General features: G+C 66.9%; 12 protein-coding genes. 8 read left to right on the top strand and 4 right to left on the bottom strand.

Annotated features, from left to right (window positions below; all coding sequences use genetic code 11):
* Window positions 1–28: 28 nt before the first annotated feature.
* Both QQS52_RS00845 and QQS52_RS00840 read right to left on the bottom strand, forming a co-directional pair.
* Window positions 29–3,772 carry a multifunctional oxoglutarate decarboxylase/oxoglutarate dehydrogenase thiamine pyrophosphate-binding subunit/dihydrolipoyllysine-residue succinyltransferase subunit gene (locus QQS52_RS00845; protein ID WP_472772140.1) on the bottom strand — a complete coding sequence of 1,248 codons (3,744 nt, stop codon included), beginning with the start codon at window positions 3,770–3,772 and terminating at the stop codon, window positions 29–31.
* Between the two features lie 144 nt (window positions 3,773–3,916).
* Window positions 3,917–4,681, bottom strand: coding sequence for a hypothetical protein (locus tag QQS52_RS00840; protein ID WP_472772139.1), 765 nt, complete (start codon window positions 4,679–4,681; stop codon window positions 3,917–3,919).
* 116 nt (window positions 4,682–4,797) lie between these two features.
* Between QQS52_RS00840 and QQS52_RS00835 the strand changes: the two genes are divergently transcribed.
* Window positions 4,798–6,480, top strand: coding sequence for a carboxylesterase/lipase family protein (locus tag QQS52_RS00835; RefSeq protein ID WP_472772138.1), 1,683 nt, complete (start codon window positions 4,798–4,800; stop codon window positions 6,478–6,480).
* Window positions 6,481–6,534: 54 nt separating this feature from the next.
* Window positions 6,535–7,347 (top strand): DNA primase, encoded by an 813-nt coding sequence (locus QQS52_RS00830; protein WP_472772137.1) that lies wholly within the window; start codon window positions 6,535–6,537, stop codon window positions 7,345–7,347.
* A 320-nt stretch (window positions 7,348–7,667) separates the two neighbouring features.
* Here QQS52_RS00830 and QQS52_RS00825 read toward each other — a convergent pair whose 3' ends face one another.
* On the bottom strand, window positions 7,668–8,174 hold the full coding sequence (locus tag QQS52_RS00825; RefSeq protein ID WP_472772136.1) for a hypothetical protein: 507 nt from the start codon (window positions 8,172–8,174) through the stop codon (window positions 7,668–7,670).
* Window positions 8,175–8,279: 105 nt separating this feature from the next.
* Between QQS52_RS00825 and QQS52_RS00820 the strand changes: the two genes are divergently transcribed.
* Complete coding sequence (locus tag QQS52_RS00820) at window positions 8,280–9,554, top strand: MFS transporter (protein WP_472772135.1); 1,275 nt, start codon at window positions 8,280–8,282, stop codon at window positions 9,552–9,554.
* Window positions 9,555–10,303: 749 nt separating this feature from the next.
* Complete coding sequence (locus QQS52_RS00815) at window positions 10,304–11,620, top strand: YjiH family protein (RefSeq protein WP_472772269.1); 1,317 nt, start codon at window positions 10,304–10,306, stop codon at window positions 11,618–11,620.
* 27 nt (window positions 11,621–11,647) lie between these two features.
* Here QQS52_RS00815 and hutG read toward each other — a convergent pair whose 3' ends face one another.
* Complete coding sequence (hutG, locus tag QQS52_RS00810; protein ID WP_472772134.1) at window positions 11,648–12,634, bottom strand: formimidoylglutamase; 987 nt, start codon at window positions 12,632–12,634, stop codon at window positions 11,648–11,650.
* A 61-nt stretch (window positions 12,635–12,695) separates the two neighbouring features.
* On the opposite strand from hutG, the gene QQS52_RS00805 reads away from it, so the two are divergent.
* From QQS52_RS00805 to hutI, 4 genes are all read left to right on the top strand, one after another.
* Window positions 12,696–13,439, top strand: a complete 744-nt coding sequence (locus tag QQS52_RS00805; protein WP_472772133.1) for an IclR family transcriptional regulator — start codon at window positions 12,696–12,698, stop codon at window positions 13,437–13,439.
* A gap of 165 nt (window positions 13,440–13,604) precedes the next feature.
* A complete protein-coding gene (gene hutH, locus QQS52_RS00800; RefSeq protein ID WP_472772132.1) occupies window positions 13,605–15,194 on the top strand; it encodes a histidine ammonia-lyase in 1,590 nt (529 codons plus the stop codon).
* 282 nt (window positions 15,195–15,476) lie between these two features.
* The gene (locus tag QQS52_RS00795; protein WP_472772131.1) at window positions 15,477–17,153 is read left to right on the top strand and encodes a urocanate hydratase; all 1,677 of its coding nucleotides are present in this window, start codon (window positions 15,477–15,479) and stop codon (window positions 17,151–17,153) included.
* A gap of 56 nt (window positions 17,154–17,209) precedes the next feature.
* Complete coding sequence (gene hutI, locus QQS52_RS00790; protein ID WP_472772130.1) at window positions 17,210–18,409, top strand: imidazolonepropionase; 1,200 nt, start codon at window positions 17,210–17,212, stop codon at window positions 18,407–18,409.
* Window positions 18,410–18,434 lie beyond the last annotated feature (25 nt).

Below are 18,434 nucleotides of genomic sequence, written 5' to 3'. Positions count from 1 at the left end.
CGGCTAGCTGGCGTGCCTAGAGCGCGGCCTAGACGTCGAAGGCCTCATCGAGCAGGTTCTTCTGCTCGAGCTGGTGGACCTTGGACACGCCGGTGGCAGTCGAGGACTGCGCGCGGCGGGACACGCGGACCAATTCCGGCATGTCCGGAATCAGCTCGCGCAGGTGCTCGTTGTAGAACGGCCACGGGCCCTGGTTGGCCGGCTCGTCCTGGACGAAGCGCACCTGGGTGGCGTTCGGGTAGGCCTCGAAGGCCTCGCGCAGGCGGTTGAACGGGATCGGGTGAAGCATCTCGACGCGCACGATGGCCACGTCGTCGCGGCCGTCCTTCTCGCGCTTCTTCTCCAAGTCGTAGTAGATCTTGCCGGAGCAGAGCATGATGGTTTTGACCTTGTCCGGGTCGCCGACTACCTTGCCGTTGTGATCCACCTGGTTCGGGTCGTTGATGACCGAGCGGAAGGAGGTCACCTCGGTGAAGTCCTCCACGGCCGAGGTGGCCTGCTTGTTACGCAGCATGGACTTCGGGGTGAAGACGACCAGCGGGCGCTTCATCGTGCCGAGTGCCTGGCGGCGCAGCAGGTGGAAGTGGTTGGCCGGGGTGGTCGGCTGGGCCACGGTCATCGAGCCCTCGGCGCACAGCTGCAGATAGCGCTCGATACGGGCGGAGGAGTGGTCCGGGCCCTGGCCCTCGTAGCCGTGCGGCAGCAGCAGCACGAGCGAGGAGGTCTGGCCCCACTTGGCCTCGCCGGAGGCGACGTACTCATCGATGATGGTCTGCGCGCCGTTGGCGAAGTCGCCGAACTGGGCTTCCCAGGCTACCAGGGCATCCTGGTTGCCCAGGGAGTAGCCGTACTCGAAGCCCATGCCGGCGTACTCGGTCAGGGCGGAGTTGTAGATGAGGAACTTGCCGCCGTTGCCCTTGGCGTCGGCCACGTGGTTGAGCGGGTTGTACTCCTCGCCGGTTTCCGGGTCGAACAGGACCGCGTGGCGCTGGGTGAAGGTACCGCGGCGGGTATCCTCACCGGCGATGCGGATGACCTTGCCGGAGTTAGCCAGCGAGCCGAAGGCAAGCAGCTCGCCCCAGGCCCAGTCGATGCCGCCTTCCTGGGCGGTCTTGGCGCGCTCCTTGGCTACCTTGGACACGCGCTTGTGCAGGTCGAAGCCCTCCGGCGGGTTGACGAAGGCCTGGCCCAGCTCGTTCATCTCCTCGGCGGTGATGGAGGTGTCCAGACCGCGGGTCAGCTCCTGGGAGGAGGTGATGCCGGTCTGCTCCTGCGGGCCGGTCTTTTCGGCTTCCTTGACCTCGGTGAACACGGATTCCATCTGGTCGTGGAAGTCGCGGGCGGCGGCCTCGGCGTCCTCCGCCGAGAGGTCGCCACGGCCGATAAGGTCCTCGGTGTAGGACTCGCGCACGCCCTTGTGGTCGTTGATGAGGTCGTAGAGGACCGGCTGGGTCATCGACGGGTCGTCGGCCTCGTTGTGGCCGCGCAGGCGGTAGCACAGCAGGTCGATGAAAACGTCCTTGCCGAACTGGCGGCGGTACTCGGTAGCCAGCTGGCCGACCCAGACGACGGCCTCTGGGTCGTCGCCGTTGACGTGGAAGACCGGGCAGTCGAAGCCCTTGGCCAGGTCCGTGGCGTAGTGGGTCGAGCGACCGGAATCCGGGGTGGTGGTGAAACCGATCTGGTTGTTGACCACGATGTGGATGGTGCCGCCCACGGTGTAGCCGCGCAGGTTGGACAGGTTGATGGTCTCCTGGACGACGCCCAGGCCGGTGAAGGAGGCATCGCCGTGCAGCATCAGCGGAACGACGGAGTAGCCCTCGTCGCCCTGGTCGATGATGTCCTGCTTGGCGCGGGCCATGCCGACCAGTACAGGGTCGACGGCTTCGAGGTGGGACGGGTTGGCGGTCAGGGAGACCTTGATCTCGCCGTCGCCGAACATCTGGAGGTGCTCGCCGCTGGCGCCCAGGTGGTACTTGACGTCGCCGGAGCCGCCCAGCTGGCCGCCGCGGTAGTTGCCGTCGAACTCTTCGAAGAGCTCGGCCAGCGGCTTGCCCACGATGTTGAACAGGACGTTCAGGCGGCCGCGGTGCGGCATGCCGATGACGACCTCGTCCAGGCCCTGGCCGGCGGCGGTGTCGATGATGGAGTCCATCAGCGGGATGAGGGACTCGGCGCCCTCCAGGGAGAAGCGCTTCTGGCCGACGTACTTGGTCTGCAGGAAGTTCTCGAAAGCCTCGGCGGCGTTGACCTTCTGCAGGATGTACTTCTGCTCGGCGTTGGTCGGCTTGGGCATGCCGTCCTCGAGGCGATCCTGCAGCCAACTGCGCTCGTCGCGATCGAGGATGTGGGCGTACTCGGAGCCGACCTTCAGGGTGTAGGCCGAACGCAGGCGGGACAGGACCTCGCGCAGCGTCGTGGATTCCTTGCCACCGAAACCGCCGACGTTGAAGGTGCGATCCAGGTCCCAGATTGTCAGGCCGTGGGTGGCCATATCCAGGTCGCGGTGATCCGGCGAGGGCAGGCCCGGCTGGTGCCAGCCCAGCGGGTTGACGTCGGCCAGCAGGTGTCCGCGGGAGCGGTAGGCCTCGATGAGCTGCATGACGCGGGTGTTCTTGTCCACGCCGGAGTTCGGCACGTCCTGGGCCCAGCGGAACGGCTGGTAGGGAACGCCCATCTCGGCGAAGAGCTCGTCCCAGAACTTGTCGTCGACCAGCAGCTGGCCGATGGTGCGCAGGAACTCGCCGGACTCGGCACCCTGGATGACGCGGTGGTCGTAGGTGGAGGTCAGGGTGACCAGGCGGCCCACGCCCAGGTCCGCCAGGCGGTCCGCGGAGGCGCCGGCGAATTCGGCCGGGTAGTCCATGGAGCCCACGCCGATGATGGAGCCGGAGCCCTTGGTCAGGCGGGCGATGGAGTGGCGCGTGCCGATGCCGCCCGGGTTCGTCAGGTTGATGGTCACGCCGGAGAAGTCGTCCATCGTCAGCTTGCCGTTGCGGGAACGGGTGACGATGTCCTCGTAGGCGTCGACGAACTCGGCAAAGCCCTTGTTTTCACATTCCTTGATGGCGGCGACGACCAGCGCGCGGGAGCCATCCTTTTGCGGCAGGTCGATGGCCAGGCCCAGGTTGATGTGCTCGGGCTGGACGACGGTCGGCTTGCCGTCGGAAACCTCGTAGCGCACGTTCATGGCCGGGTGGATCTGGGTGGCCTTGACCAGTGCGTAGCCGATGATGTGAGTAAAGGAGATCTTGCCACCGCGGGTGCGCTTGAGGTGGTCGTTGATCATGGAGCGGTTTTCCCACATGAGCTTGACCGGCATGTCGCGCACGGTGGTCGCGGTCGGGATCTCCAGCGACTCGTCCATGTTCTTGGCGATGGCCTTGAAGGTACCCTTGAGCGGCTTCTGGCCCGGTTCGGGGGTAGCGCCGATGCGATCCAGGGGTGAGGTCGGGGCCTTTTCCTTAGCCGGGGTGTTGGCCTTGGCGGATTCCTTCTGGGCCTTCTTCACGTTTTTGGAGACCTCGGTCTCGCGGACGTTCTGCTTGGTCTTGGCAGTCGTTCCTTCAGATTCCTTGGCCGCCTTAGCCGGCTTGTTCTTCTTCGGCTTGGCCGGCCCCGATTTGCCGGTGTCAGCCGACTTTTTAGGGGCGCCGTTGGCCTCGAAAAACTCCCGCCATTCCTTATCTACGGAGGATGGATCTTGGGAATACTGCTGGAACTGTTCGTCAATCAGCCACGCGTTCGGGCCGAATATATTCGACTTGCTCACGGCAGGTGCTCGCCTCTTTTCCTTTAGCTTTGTCGGGTAGTCACATCAACTTTAGTGGTAAACATCCACGGCGGGGGTAATGCCCCCAGCAAAGTGGTTCGCTCCCAATGATACGGGGCGCAACCGCGCTGACAATCTCGCTTCTTAATTGGTGATAGCGGGCAGTGGATCGAGGTTGGCGCGTGCGTGATCGATGACCTGTCGAGCCAGCTTGCGGTTGGCCACCGAGCCCAACACCGCGCCGATTCCCAGCGGCATCAGCTTGGAGACCCACGCCCACTTGAAGCGCTTGGTGATCTGCTTGGCAAACAGCTTGCCCAGGCGGGCGTTCATCCCGGACAGGGTGGGGGCGGAAAAACGCGTGAGCGATGCCGCACTCGACAGGCTGGCGCCCTGGCCCAGGTCGCCGACGATGGTGTCGACGATGGCCGAGCCCTTCGAGCCGGTCAGCACCAGCAGCACCAGCGCGCGGCGCTGCTCCTCGTTGCTGACATCGATGCCCCGCAGGTGCGCGGAGGCCAGGATGTACCAGGCGGCGGCCTCCAGGAAGACCAACGAATCCGCCCCGATGGCGGCCGCGCCGGTGAAAAAGCCGACGCCCGGGACAGAGGCAGCCGCGCCGGCGCCCGCGCCCGTTCCGGTGGTGATGTTGCGGAAGTGCTTGTCGATAATCTCCTGGAGCTGCTCCGGCGTGGCAGTCGGGTTGCGCTTTTTAACCGACTCGACGTACTTGACGATGGTGCCGGCCTGGATCTTGACGGCCTTATCTAGACTTTTGAGTAGGGTGGCCGTCCACTTGTCGGCGTGGTCGGGGTCGATGTCGTACCGTTCCAGGTTTGCCGCGGCTTCCTCCGGGGTGACAGTGTCGACGGCGCCGCCTTCTTTGTCCTTCTTACCAATTCCAAACACGTTTCGTCTCCTCCGATAAATAGGTCCTATACCACTCTAGGGGAAAGAGCGGCGGGGCATCGTTAAGCGGGCGCAAGGTTGCGCAAACCCGACGCGAGCTTACTACGCTGGATTCCATGGGGCCCTGGGACGAGAAGTGGGAAGAAGAATCAGTCGCTGCCGCGCGCCGGCAAGCGGCGGCCGCCCATGCCCGCGCCGCCGCAGCCCAGGCAGCCGCCCATGCCCACCCCGGGGACGGGCTAACCATCCGGACTGCGGCCGGGTGGGTCCACGGCAAGCGCGAACATGACGACGACGGGCTTGACGTCAGCTCCTGGAAGGGCATTCCCTTCGGCAAGGACACCGCACGCACCGGGCGGTTTTGCGCCCCCGAGCCGGTGGAGGCCTGGGAGGGCGTGCGCGAATGCCGGGACTTCGGCCAGGTGGCGCCGCAGCCGACCTATTCATGGACCGAGCGGGTCATCGGCAGCGAGGACTGTCTGAACCTAGACGTGGTGCGGCCCACGGGCACGCAGCGTTTGCCGGTGGTGGTCTACCTGCACGGCGGGTCTTTCATCATGGGCTCGTCGCACATGCTGATGCTGCGTGGTTTCCACCTGGCGCAGTCGATGAACGTCGTCTACGTTTCCATCAACTTCCGGCTCGGCGCGCTGGGCTACCTGGATCTGCGCAGCCTGCCCGGCGAGTGCGTGGCCAACCCAGCGGTGCTGGATCAGCTGCTGGCGCTGGAATGGGTGCGGGATAATATCGCTCAGTTCGGCGGGGATCCGGACAACATCACGCTGATGGGCGAGTCGGCCGGGGCGGCCGCGGTGCTTTCCCTCATGACGAGTCCGGCGGCGCAGGGGCTTTTCCACAAGGCCATCGCCCAGTCGCCGCCCATCGGACTGAATCATTCCCGCACACAGTCGACCCTGTGGGCGCGCGAGCTGGTCAAGCGTTTGGCCTTGCCGCGGGGAAGTGGCATCGAGGAGCTGCGCGCGGAGGGGTGGCCGGACCTGGTGCGTGCCGGGCAGTCGATGATGTGGCGCGCCGGCGAATTGCTGCACCTTAATTCCTGCTACGCGCCCACACTCGACGACGACGTTTTACCCGTGCACCCGTTGGAGGCCTTCGAGAAGGGCACCCAGGCCGGCGTGCCGCTGCTGGTGGGGACCAACTCGGGCGAGACCAGCTTCGCGAAATACCTGTTCCAGCGGGAGGGCTCCCGCGCCCGCGCCGGGCTGCGGCTGCTGCGCTCTTTCGACGAACACAACGCCGAACAGGTCGTGGACGCCTACGGCCGGGCCGAAGGGCGGCGGGATTTCGCTGACCTGCTTTCCGATGCCCTCTTCTGGGCGCCCACCGTCCGCGCCGCCGGTGCTCACGCCCAGCGCTACCCGACGTGGATGTACCGCTTCGACTACACGCCGATGGCGCTGCGCTGGCTGGGGCTTGGCGCGGTGCATTCGCTGGAGCTGGCCAACGTCTTCGGGGATCCGAATTCTTCGCGAATGTCGCTGGTGACCAAGCTGGGCAACGGGGACGCGGGGGAGTCGATGACCCAGCTGATGCAGGAACACTGGGCGCGGTTCATCTGGGAGTCGGAGCCTGCACCCAGCTGGCCGCGCTACCGGGTGGACGGCGGGGAAGAATCCGAGTTGCGCGCGACCCAGGTTTTCGACATCCCGCCGCGCGTGGACCACGACCCCAAGGCCGAGCAGCGCCGTGCCTGGGAGGACTATTCCATGCTGGAGTGGGGCGCGGGCCGCCCGGAGCTTCTGGCGGAACTGGGCTTCATCACGAGCGAACCCGATTAGCGGTAGACTAGGGTCGGTGCACCACTGCCTAAACACAAGGACGGATTGCTGAACATGAGCTTTTTCGAAGATATTGCAATTGCCTTGGACGCCGAAGGAATTGAATCCCGGGTCAACGATGACGTTTTGTTCGTCCCGATTACCGCGGAGTTGGAGATCCAGTTCGTGGAGATTGACCCGCTGCTGCCCGCTGCCAACGTCTACATCGCTGCCGCGGACGTCGACGAGGATGACGAGAACTTCGAGGCAGTGCTGGTCTCGGTGGCGTTTTCCGTCGAGGACGCGACCGAGGCGGTCGCCCGCCACATCGCCACCGATCAGGTGGTCACGGTCCTGCGGGACCTCATCGAGGGCACCGACGAGCGGATTTCTGACCTGGAATTCGAGCAGGACTCCTTCAACCCGAACCTAGTCGTCGCCGAGGTGGGCGAGGACTCCGAGCTCCGCGTGCTCGTGGAGACGGTAGACGGAATCCCGCAGGCGATCGTGCGTTTCCTGGCTTTCGACTTCGACGAGGACGAGCTCGACGCCGCCGAGGACGAGGCCATCTCGGAGGCCTGGGACCAAGGCGAGGCCGAGGGCATCGTGGAAGAAGGCCGGATCGCGCTCTTCGAGAGTGGCGAGCTGGCCGAGGCCGCGCCCGTCATCGAGGTGCCAGCCGAGGCTCTGGAACTGGGGACCTACACGGACTTCGACCGCCTCTTCGACGTGCTGGGCTTGGTCTCCGAGCAGGCGCTTGACTGGGAGGCCCAGCTGGTCTCCTTCGACGCGGGCGAATTCGATGAGCCGGATGTCTACGACATCTTCGGCGAGGACGTCGACGATGCCGATTTCGCCGATTACGAGGACACCACCGGCGAGGACTAATCGCCTGGCGGAAGGTTGTCGTCGGCGTGGCCACCGCGCTGCTCGTCGCCGTGTGGGTCGCCGGCTCACCTGGCATTCGCCTCTGTGGGCGCGTTGACCGAGCTGCTCTTCGGCGCGGGGGCAAAGCGCGGGTGGTGCGCCTCGGTCTTGCGCATCTTGGGCGCCGGGTGAGCCATCGGCTTGGCTACCGGGCTGGCCTCGTGCCCGCCCCGGCTGTGGCCGCACCCCGAAACCAACGCCGTGGGGCTGAGCCACCTGACGGATTTTTCTGCTAACCGGGCGCTAGGTGGGCGCTAATCGAACGCTGAACTATCGGCCGGTTAGGCGGCCTGGTCGAAGCCGGCGAACAGTGAGATGGGGGAATGGACGGGGCGCAAGTCACGGTCGACCAGCCAGATGAAGGTGTGGGCTGTGCCGGAGCTGAGCTCGTGGACGGCATCGATAAGCTCTTTGTCGATGACGGCGCGGACCCAGGCCTCCGGGGTGGTGCTGTCGACGAAGTCGCCGCCGGCGTGGGTAAAGCGGAGGGAGACCACGTAGGCGGGCTCGCGCTCGGCGCCGTAGCCCTTCGCCCGGGCCTTGGCGCGGGGGCCGACGCGGTGGCGAGTGATGGCCACGTCGAGCCCGGGGCTGCCGGCCACGGGTGGCAGGGAGACCGAGGGCGGGCGCCAGTTGGCCAGCGGCCGCGCCAGCGAGCGCGGGTGGCGCGTGATGCTGGTCAGTGCCCGGGCTTCCTCCCAGGCGGTGAACTGGATTTCGGAGGCCAAGCGGCTAGGGGAGACGGTCGAGGTGGCGGTGGGCTGGGGGCGGTAGTTCGTGTTCTTCATGCCGGAAACGTTAGTGGCCCGGCGGGACACAGCCCGCGGAAAATAGAACGCGTGTGCGATTTAGTCTGGCGGATTTGGGGCCACCGGCTAAGCTAGGGATTTACCATGTCAGATACCGTGTCAGATTCCCCGCAGTCCAGCCCAGCCACCCCGGCCATTCCCCGGCAGATCTGGGTGCTGGTGGCCGCTGCCTTCATCATCGCGCTGGGCTATGGGCTGATCGCGCCGCTGTTGCCGCAGTTCGTGGTGAGCTTCGACGTCTCGATGGCCGCGGCGGGCCTGGTCGTGTCGATCTTTTCCGCCTCCCGGCTGCTCTTCGCCCCGGCTTCGGGCTACCTGATTAACCGGATTGGCTCCCGGCGGATCTATCTGACGGGCCTTTTAACCGTGGCGGTGATGACGGGCTTGGTCTCGCTGGCCCAGGCTTATTGGCACATCATCGCGCTGCGCTTTCTGGCCGGGATTGGTTCGACGATGTTCACGGTATCGGCCATGGGGCTCATTGTCAGCCTGTCGCCGGCGCAGATTCGCGGCCGGTGCTCGGCGTTGTACGGGACCGCGTTCCTGCTGGGCAATATTGCCGGGCCGCTGTTGGGCGCCGGGTTGGCGTTCCTGGGCTTCCGCTGGCCGTTTTTCATCTACGGCCTGGGCGTGGCGCTGGCAGCCGGGGTGGTCTGGTGGCTGATGCCGCGCTCGGCGGGAGGGGCCACCGCAAAGTCCAGCCTGCCGCCGATGAAGCTTTCGCAAGCCTGGCAGGACACCGCCTTTCGGGCCGCGCTGACCTCCAGCTTCGCCCATGGCTGGGTGAATATGGGGGTGCGCGTGTCGGTCATCCCGCTCTTCGCCGCCGCGGTTTTCGCCAACAGCTCCGCCGCCGCGGGCTACGCGCTGGCGGCGTTTGCCGCCGGCAACGCCGTGGTCCTGCAGTTCTCCGGCCGCTGGGCGGATACCTTTGGCCGCCGCCCGATGATCCTGGTTGGCCTGTGCGGTTCGGCCGTTTTCACCTGGCTGCTGGGGCACGCGGACTCGCTGTCCCTGCTGATTGGGTTCTCAGTGTTGACCGGCGCCGCGGCCGGGTTCATTAATCCCGCCCAGCAGGCCACGCTGGCCGACATCATCGGTTCTGAGCGCTCCGGTGGGCAGGTGCTCTCCACCTTCCAGATGGCCATGGATTTGGGCTCCATCTTCGGGCCCGTCGTGGTGGGCGCGCTGGCGGATATCTACGGCTTTAAGAGCGCCTTCGCGGTCAGTGGGGCGGTAGCGCTTATGGGCGTTGTCGCGTGGGCTTTCTCCCGCGAGCCGCTGCCTGCCACCCCGGCCAAGCTGCGGGTTATCCCGCGCCTGATTGGGGGACCGCGGCGGCCGCGGAGGCATCGTTAGCCTAGTCGCTACCGTGCGGGACGATGACGGCGCGGCCGGAGGCCTGGCCCGCCTGCAGCTTGCGGTAGACCTCGAGGCTCTCGCTGAGCGGGTAGGTGGTCTACATCGGCTCGAGGTAGCCGTCGCGGAAGATCTCGACCAGACCGTGCAGCTCGGGCAGGGTGTCCCAGTAGGTGGAAATCAGCTCGGTCTCACGCGGCGAGGTCAACCAGGCGAACTCGTAGGCCCAGCCCGCCCAGACCGATGACCAGGACGTACTGACCGCCCTGGTTGAGCGTCGGCAGGGCCTTCTTGATGGCGCGGTAGGGGGCAGGCCGGCGTCGGCGACCTTCAGCAGGACCTCCGTGGGTGCCGGGGTGGGGCGTTCGATGTCTTTGAGCTCGGGGAAGTGTGCGGGCCGATGGGGCGGATTGCCTTCATGGTGGTCATGTTATTCCCGAGTTTTCTACCGAAAGGTGCGGGTGTGCGTGGTGCGGATAGGGGGCGGGGCGCTGCCCAGTCTAGTAATTGGGAACCTACTCGACATTGAAAGTGTTCTAGGTTACATTTAGTGTTACTCGCGTCTGGCTGTCGCGCGGGCATCACAGACCTCACCCCGGTTGCCCAAAACCCGGGAGGGCCGTATGCCCGCTATTGGCGTGCGCGCTTCTCGTGGCTTTTCGGGCCCCGCCGAAACCCCGATCGACCAGGAGTAAGTAGTGACTACTCAATCCCAACCGCCCGCCGACGAGCGGGTCGAAGCCGCCCCCTTGTCGCGGGTGGACGGCAAGTGGCGCCTGTTCGTCTACAGCGCCATCGGCGCCTTCGTCTTTTTCTTCCCCGTCACCTACGACGGGAAGCAGTCCATCCCGCTGGATCACCTGGTGACCATCATCCAGCAGTATCTGCCCGGGGTCGTGCCGTGGATCATCCTGGCGCTGGCCGCCTACGGCACGTGGCGCTCCATTGCCAATAAGAACTGGGAGCAGGGCCCGCTCCAGGCGGTCTTCACGGTGCTTAACGTCGTGGGGCTGGTGGTCAGCTTCCTGATGGTAATCGACAAGCTACCGTGGGTCCTGGGCGAGGAGGATCTAGTCCCTTTCCTGTGGAATAAGATCGCGGTCCAGGTCGGGCTGATCGTTCCTATCGGCGGGGCGTTTTTGGCCCTGCTCATCGGCTACGGCCTGCTGGAATTCGTCGGGGTGCTCATGCAGCCCATCATGCGCCCGCTGTGGAAGACCCCGGGGCGCTCGGCTATCGATGCCGTCGCGTCCTTCGTCGGCTCTTATTCCTTGGGCATCCTCATTACCGACCGCGTCTACCAGGGCGGCGGCTACACCGCGCGCGAGGTCTCGATCGTGGCCACGGGTTTTTCGACGGTCTCGGCCGCCTTCATGGTCATCGTCGCCAAGTCGCTGGACATCATGAATATCTGGGGCATCTATTTCACCGTGACCCTGGTGGTGACGTTCTTGGTCACCGCGGTGACCGTGCGCATTCCGCCGCTGCGCACCATCCCGGACGAGTATTATCACTCCGCTGAGCCGGACCCGGAGCGCACCGTGCAGGGCAACCGCTTCCGCGAAGCCTGGCGCGAGGCCCTGCAGGCGCTGGCGACGGCGCCGTCGCTGCGCAAGGGCATCGGCGAAAACTTCCTGGACGGGCTGAAGCTGTCGGGGGCCATCGTGCCCTCCATCATGTCCGTCGGGCTCATCGGCCTGCTGCTGGCCCGGTTCACCCCGATCTTCGAGTGGATTGGCTACCTGTTCTACCCGTTCGCTTGGATCGTGCGGCTGCCGGAGCCGGTGCTGGCCGGCAAGGCCTCGGCGATGGGCGTGGCGGAGATGTTCCTGCCGGCCACTGCGGTGGCGGACTCGTCCAGCCTAGTGCTGAAGTTCGTGATCGGGGTGGTCTCGGTCTCGGCGATTATCTTCTTCTCGGCGCTGGTGCCCTGCATCCTGGCGACCAAGATCCCGATCAAGCTTTGGCACATGCTGGCCATCTGGTTCGAGCGGGTGGCCCTGACTATCGTGCTGGCCACCCCGTTCGCGTACGTGCTCTTCGAGGTCTTAGGGCTCGGGACTTAAAGCCTGGGGGCTTAAAGCCAAGGGGCTTTAAGCGTGGGCGGACGCGTGGGTGGCCACGATATCGGCGATGAGCCGGGCCGCCAGCTTGGCGGTCCGGTCGTCGACGTCGAAGTCGGGGTTGAGCTCGACGACGTCGACCAAGCGGAGCTTGCCGGTGGCCGCCACGGCGAGTGCCATCGCGCGGATTTTGGCGAAGTCCACGCCCAACGATGCCGGGGCGGACACGCCCGGCGCGGTGGCGGCCGGCAGGACGTCGAGGTCGATGGACAGGTGGACGGCCGGCTGGTTCTGCACAGACTTGGCGACCAAGCCGGCGGCCTGGGAGGGGCTGAGATGCATCAGGTCCTCGTCGAGGACGGTCTCCACACCGAGCTCGTCGGCGGTGTTGAACAGCACCGCGGTGTTGTTGGCCTCCGAGATGCCGAAGACGGAGTAGTCGAAGGCAGCCGGCTGGTCGGGGCAGGCGTTCTGGACGAACTCGGCGATCTGTTTGAACGGCGTGCCGGAGGTGGCCCGGTCGGCGGTGCGCAGGTCGAAGTGGGCGTCGAGGTTGACGATCTTCAGCGGCTGCTCGCCATTGCCGCGGAAGGCGCCGCAGTGGGTGGCAAACGCCGTTTCGTGCCCGCCGCCCAGCACCACGGCGAGGTTGCCGTTGCCGACGATGTCGCCGACGCGCCGGCTCAGCTCCGCCTGGGAGCCTTCCAGATCGTCGTTCTGGGTGGTTACGGTGCCGGCGTCGAAGCGGGGGAAGGAGTCGTGGACGGCCAGGCCGCCTAGGGCAGAGCGCAGCGTGGCCGGGCCGGCGGCGGCTCCCTGACGGCCGCCGTTGCGTAGTACGCCCTCGTCGGAGGCGTAGCCGATGAGCACGGCGGCATCGGTAGCAGAAGCGGCGCCGTCAGCCGGCAGGGGCTGGACGACGCTGTGCCAGCGGGCGTGTTCGGGGCCGGGGCCGTCGTCGCGGCCGGTCCATTCGGGGGCGGGGGCAAAGAGCGGTTGGTCGCTGATGGTGTTCATAGTCTTCCACTGTAGGAGCTTTGTACCGCGAGTTTGCGGGGAAATTTCCTACAATTGTCGCGTGAGAAAGATTCAGGTGCCCGCCGCCCACAATGCCCTGCGGATTCTGTCGCTGCTGTCTACCATCGACGTGCCGATTTCGGCCGCGCGTATCCGCAGTGAACTGGACCTGCCGCGGTCAAGCACCTACCACCTGCTCAACGAGCTGGTGGAGTCGGGCTTCGTGGTGCACCTGCCGGAGAATCAGACCTACGGGCTAGGGCTGGCGGCCTACGCGATGGCCTCGGCGTATACTACGCAGCAGCCCTTGGTGCGGATGAGCCACCGCTATGTCGAGCAGGTGGCGAACCTGGCGGGCGGGTCCGGGCACCTATCCCGGCTGGCGGGCTCGGAGGTGGTTTACCTGCACGAGGTCCGCAGCCCCGGGGCGGTCTCCCTGGTCACGGAGGTGGGTGTGCGCTTGCAGACGCTGCGCTCGGCCTCCGGCCGGGTCATGCTGGCCTACCTGCCGGAGGCCGAGGCGCGTGCCACCTTCGCCACCGCAGGGCAGGAGGGTAGCCTGCGGCAGTTCCGCGAGCGCCTGGCCCAGGTACGCGAGCGCGGGTGGGAGGAGGAGACGGAGGAGATCTCGCGCGGTCAGGCATCGTTGGCCGTGCCGGTGCTGGATCATTTGGCGCGCCCGGCCGCCAGCCTGGCGGTGACCTTCGGGGTGGGCTCGCTGAGCGATGCCACCCGCGCGGCCGTCCTCGACCACCTGCAGTCCTCTGCTCGTCAGATAGCGGCGCGGATGTACGGCTCCCGGTAGTGAGGGCAAAGGCCGCCGCCCACGGAGCGACCGGCCAAAGAGGGCACAACATTTTCAGCCAAACGTGTGGTAAATGACACAAATTGGGGTTAGTGTCTGGAAGTAGCGTTCCGCGGCGCACAAGGCTGGGGGACGGGCCAGGCTACGAGAAGGAGACAACTGACCATGGCTGAATTTAAGGCTGACAAGACCGCTTTCGCGGGCAGAGATAGCGGAGATATTAGGGAAGTGGAAGTAGGGATCGGCGGGCTGAGTATCGCCGAGGTCGTGGCGGTGGCCCGCCACGGCGCACGCGTGACGGTCGCCCCGGACGCGCGGGAAGTGGTGGCGGCCACCCGGCAGCGGGTCGAAGACCTGGCAGCTGCGGAGACGCCGGTCTACGGGATTTCCACCGGCTTTGGCGCGCTGGCCCGCCGGCATATCCCTGCCGAAAAGCGCGCCCAGCTGCAGCTGTCCCTGGTGCGCTCCCACGCGGCCGGCTCGGGGCCAGAGGTGGAAGAAGAGGTCATCCGCGCGCTGATGTTGCTGCGTCTGTCCACGCTGTGTACGGGGCGCACCGGCGTGCGCCCCGTCGTGGTGGACACTTACGCGGCGGCGCTGAACGCCGGGATCGTGCCGGTGGTCTACGAGTACGGCTCGCTGGGCTGCTCCGGCGATCTGGCCCCGCTGGCGCACTGCGCCCTAGCGCTGCTGGGCGAGGGGGAGGTCCGCGTGGAGGGCAAGCGGCAGCCGGCGGCCGAGGCCTTGAAGGGCGCCGGGATCCAGCCGCTGCAGCTGCGGGAGAAGGAGGGTCTGGCGCTGATCAACGGCACCGACGGGATGCTGGGACAGCTGTGCCTGGCTATCGCGGACCTGGAGGCGCTGGCCCGGCAGGCGGATATCGCGACCGCGCTGACGCTGGAGGGCCTGCAGGGCAGCCTCGACGTCTTTGCCGACGACTTGCAGCAGCTGCGCCCGCACCCCGGTCAGGCCGCCGCGGCGGCGAATGTCCGCGCGTTGACCGCCGCATCGGAGAACCTGTCCCAGGCCCACGACGAGTTCGCGCAGTCGCACGTCCAGGATGCCTACTCGGTGCGCTGCGCCCCGCAGGTGGCCGGTGGCTTCCGGGACACGCTAGAGCACGCCCGCCAGGCGGCCGTCAACGAGCTGGCCGCGGCGGTAGACAACCCGGTCGTGGCCCTGGACGGCCGGGTGGTCTCCAACGGCAATTTCCATGGCGCGCCCGTGGCTTATGTGCTCGACTTTCTGGCGATCGTGGTCGCGGATCTCGCCTCCATCTCGGAGCGGCGCACGGACCGCTTTTTGGACGTGGCACGCAACCGCGGCCTGCCCGCGTTCGTCGCGGACGATCCGGGCGTGGATTCCGGCCACATGATCGCGCAGTACACGCAGGCCGGCATCGTCAGCGAGCTGAAGCGCCTGGCGGCCCCGGCGTCGGCGGATTCCATCCCGTCGTCGGCCATGCAGGAAGACCACGTCTCCATGGGCTGGTCGGCGGCGCGCAAGCTGCGGCGCGGTATCGACGGTGCGCAGCGCGTGGTGGCGATTGAGATCCTGACTGCGGCGCGCGGCATCGACCTGCGGGGGACCACCCCCGGCGCCGGCGTGGCCGCGGTGGTGGCAGCGCTCCGGGAGCGGGTCCCGGGGGCGGGGCCGGACCGCTACCTGGCCCCGGAAATCGCCGCTGCGGTGCAGATGGTGCAGGACGGCACCTTCCTGCGGGCGGCCGAATCCGCGGTCGGCCAGCTGCAATAAACCAGCGTACACCAGCGCAATCCCGTATCTGAGACAGCTAGCTCCTCAGGTACGGGACTTTTTAGTATGACGCGGGTTACTTTTATTGCACGGCACGCGGTGGCGCACAATCCCACATGTGGTTGCTCCACCTCCGTGCATGTGCGCGGTGCCGCCCACCCACTTCAGGAGTAATCGGGGAGACAGCCCCGGGAGACCGGTCCCCAACGCCCCGGGGAAGGCGAGGCGGCATCGGCAAGCGCGTGCTGACCTGCCGCCGGAATGAAGAGGAAGGAATAGTAAATGTCGGAAGCCCGTGAAGTCCGCGCCCCGCGCGGGACCGAAATTAGCGCCAAGTCCTGGGCCACCGAGGCCCCGCTGCGCATGTTGATGAACAATCTGGACCCGGAGGTGGCCGAGCGCCCCGAGGACCTGGTAGTTTACGGCGGCACCGGCAAGGCCGCCCGCAGCTGGGAGGCCTTCGACGCCATCGTGGACACGCTGCGCGACCTCGAGGCGGACGAGACCCTCCTGGTGCAGTCCGGCAAGCCAGTCGGCGTTTTCAAGACCAACGAGTGGGCCCCGCGCGTGCTGATCGCCAACTCCAACCTGGTCGGCGACTGGGCTGACTGGGAGCACTTCCGCGAGCTGGAGGCCGAAGGCCTGATGATGTACGGCCAGATGACCGCCGGGTCCTGGATTTACATCGCCACCCAGGGCATCCTGCAGGGCACCTACGAGACCTTCGCGGCCGTGGCCCGTAAGCGCTTCGACGGCACGCTCGCCGGGACCCTTACCCTGACCGGTGGCTGCGGCGGCATGGGCGGCGCTCAGCCGTTGGCCGTGACCTTGAACGGCGGCGTGTGCCTCATCGTCGACGTCGACGAGACTCGCCTGAAGCGCCGCCAGTCCAAGCGCTACCTGGACGAGGTCGTCACCGACCTGGACGAGGCCCTCAAGCTGGCCCTGGCCGCCAAGGAAGAAAAGCGCGCCCTGTCCGTGGGCCTGGTGGGCAACGCCGCGGACGTCTTCCCGGAGATCCTGCGCCGCCAGCAGGCGGGCGAGCTGACCGTGGACGTGGTCACCGACCAGACCTCGGCGCACGATCCACTCAGCTACCTGCCGATCGAAATCACCGTCTCCGACTGGCACACCGAGGCCCAGTCTGACCCGACCACCTTCACTAAGAAGTCCCGCGAGTCCATGGCCCGCCAGGTCCAGGCCATGGTCGAATTCCAGGACGCTGGCGCCGAGGTCTTCGACTACGGCAACTCCATCCGCGACGAAGCCCGCCACGCCGGCTACACCCGCGCCTTCGAGTTCCCGGGCTTCGTCCCGGCCTATATCCGCCCGCTGTTCTGCGAGGGCCTGGGCCCGTTCCGCTGGGCTGCGCTGTCCGGCGACCCGGAAGACATCAAGGTCACCGACCAGGCGCTCAAGGAGCTCTTCCCTGACAACGAGCACCTGCACAACTGGCTGGACGCCGCCGAGGAATACGTCGAGTTCGAGGGCCTGCCGGCGCGCATCTGCTGGCTGGGCTACAACGAGCGCCACAAGGCCGGCCTGCGGTTCAACGAGCTGGTCGCCGAGGGCAAGATCTCCGCTCCGATCGTCATCGGCCGCGACCACCTCGACTCCGGCTCCGTGGCCTCGCCGTACCGCGAGACCGAGGCCATGCTGGACGGCACCGACGCGGTGGCCGACTGGCCGCTGCTCAACGCGATGACCGCGGTGTCGTCCGGGGCGACCTGGGTCTCCATCCATCACGGCGGCGGCGTCGGGATGGGCCGCTCCATCCACGCCGGGCAGGTCAGCGTGGCCGACGGCACCGAGCTGGCCGCCGCCAAGCTGCGCTCGGTGCTGACCAACGACCCGGGCATGGGCGTTATCCGCCACGTGGACGCGGGCTACACTCGGGCCCACGACGTCGCCGAAGAACGCGGCGTGCGCATCCCGATGGAGTTTAAGGCCCGCGACTAAAGCGACAAAGCACCGTTTGCCCCCTCGACCAAACCCGCTGCAGAAAGGCTGGACGAATGACCAAGGTATTTCGCAACATTTCCGAGCTCCGCACGGTGGCCGAAGCCGGCACCATCACTGATGCCGCGCTGGTGGCCGACGACGCCGGCACCATTGCTTGGGCCGGCCCCGCCGCCGAGCTGCCCGGGAAGTACGCAGACGCCGAGACCGTCGACTTGGGCGGGCGCGCCGTCCTGCCCGGCTGGGTGGACTCCCACACGCACATGGTCTTCGACGGCAACCGCGCCGAGGAATTCGAGACCCGGATGGCCGGCGGCGACTACGCGGCCGGCGGAATCGCGGTGACCATGGAGGCCACGCGCTCGGCCGGTGCGGAGCGGCTGAGCCAGCTGGTGCGCGAGCGCGTGTCCGCCGGGCACGCGGGCGGCACCACCACCTTTGAGACCAAGACCGGCTACGGCTTGGACGTGGACTCCGAGGTCGAGGCTGCCCGGGTGGCCAGCCAGTACGTGGACGAGGTGACCTTCCTCGGCGCGCACTTGGTGCCGCCGGGGCAGGAGGCTGAGGCCTACGTCGAGCAGGTCGTCGGGCCGATGCTGGACAAGGTCGCGCCCTATTGCGGCTGGATCGACGTCTTCTGCGAGCGCGGCGCGTTCAACGAGGAACAATCCCGCCGCGTCTTGGAGGCCGGCCGCGCCGCGGGGCTGGGGCTGCGCGTGCACGGCAACCAGCTGGGCGAGGGCCCGGGCGTGGCGCTGGCCGTCGAGCTCGGTGCCGCCTCCGTCGACCACGTTAACTACTTAAGCGACGCGGACATCGCGCGCCTGGCGGATTCGGAGACCGTGGCGACCATGCTGCCGGCCTGTGATCTGTCCACCAGGCAGCCGCTCGCGCCGGGCCGCACGCTCATCGATGCCGGCGTGACCGTCGCGATCGCCTCCAACCTGAACCCGGGCACGAGCTATACCTCCTCGATGAATTTCTGCGTGACCACGGCGGTGCTCCAGCAGCACCTGAGCCTGGACGAGGCCATCGCCGCGGCCACCCTGGGCGGGGCGAAGGCGCTGCGCCGCCACGCCGTCGACGGCGGCAAGGACGCAGCCGGGCGCCCGGCCAAGGGCCAGCTGGTGGTCGGCGCGGCCGCAGACCTTCACGTGTTGAACGCGGAAAACGCCATTAACTTGGCGTACCGCCCGGGCATGCCGGCCACGTGGCGCACCTACGTAGCCGGGGAATTGGTCGCCGAGAACAGCTAGCCGGCCGGGCCCCAACGCGCCGGGG

The sequence above is a fragment of the Corynebacterium sp. 1103A genome (assembly GCF_055700955.1).
The sequence above is the reverse complement of the archived record's forward strand: the minus strand, read 5'-3'. Positions and strand labels throughout refer to the sequence as shown.

Excerpts from the sequence above, each read along its gene's own strand:
- QQS52_RS00825 (WP_472772136.1), bottom strand. The coding sequence starts at position 8,174 with ATGAAGAACACGAACTACCGCCCCCAGCCCACCGCCACCTCGACCGTC.
- QQS52_RS00830 (WP_472772137.1), top strand. The coding sequence starts at position 6,535 with ATGAGCTTTTTCGAAGATATTGCAATTGCCTTGGACGCCGAAGGAATT.
- QQS52_RS00795 (WP_472772131.1), top strand. The coding sequence starts at position 15,477 with ATGTCGGAAGCCCGTGAAGTCCGCGCCCCGCGCGGGACCGAAATTAGC.
- hutG (WP_472772134.1), bottom strand. The coding sequence starts at position 12,634 with ATGAACACCATCAGCGACCAACCGCTCTTTGCCCCCGCCCCCGAATGG.
- hutI (WP_472772130.1), top strand. The coding sequence starts at position 17,210 with ATGACCAAGGTATTTCGCAACATTTCCGAGCTCCGCACGGTGGCCGAA.
- QQS52_RS00835 (WP_472772138.1), top strand. The coding sequence starts at position 4,798 with ATGGGGCCCTGGGACGAGAAGTGGGAAGAAGAATCAGTCGCTGCCGCG.
- QQS52_RS00820 (WP_472772135.1), top strand. The coding sequence starts at position 8,280 with ATGTCAGATACCGTGTCAGATTCCCCGCAGTCCAGCCCAGCCACCCCG.
- hutH (WP_472772132.1), top strand. The coding sequence starts at position 13,605 with ATGGCTGAATTTAAGGCTGACAAGACCGCTTTCGCGGGCAGAGATAGC.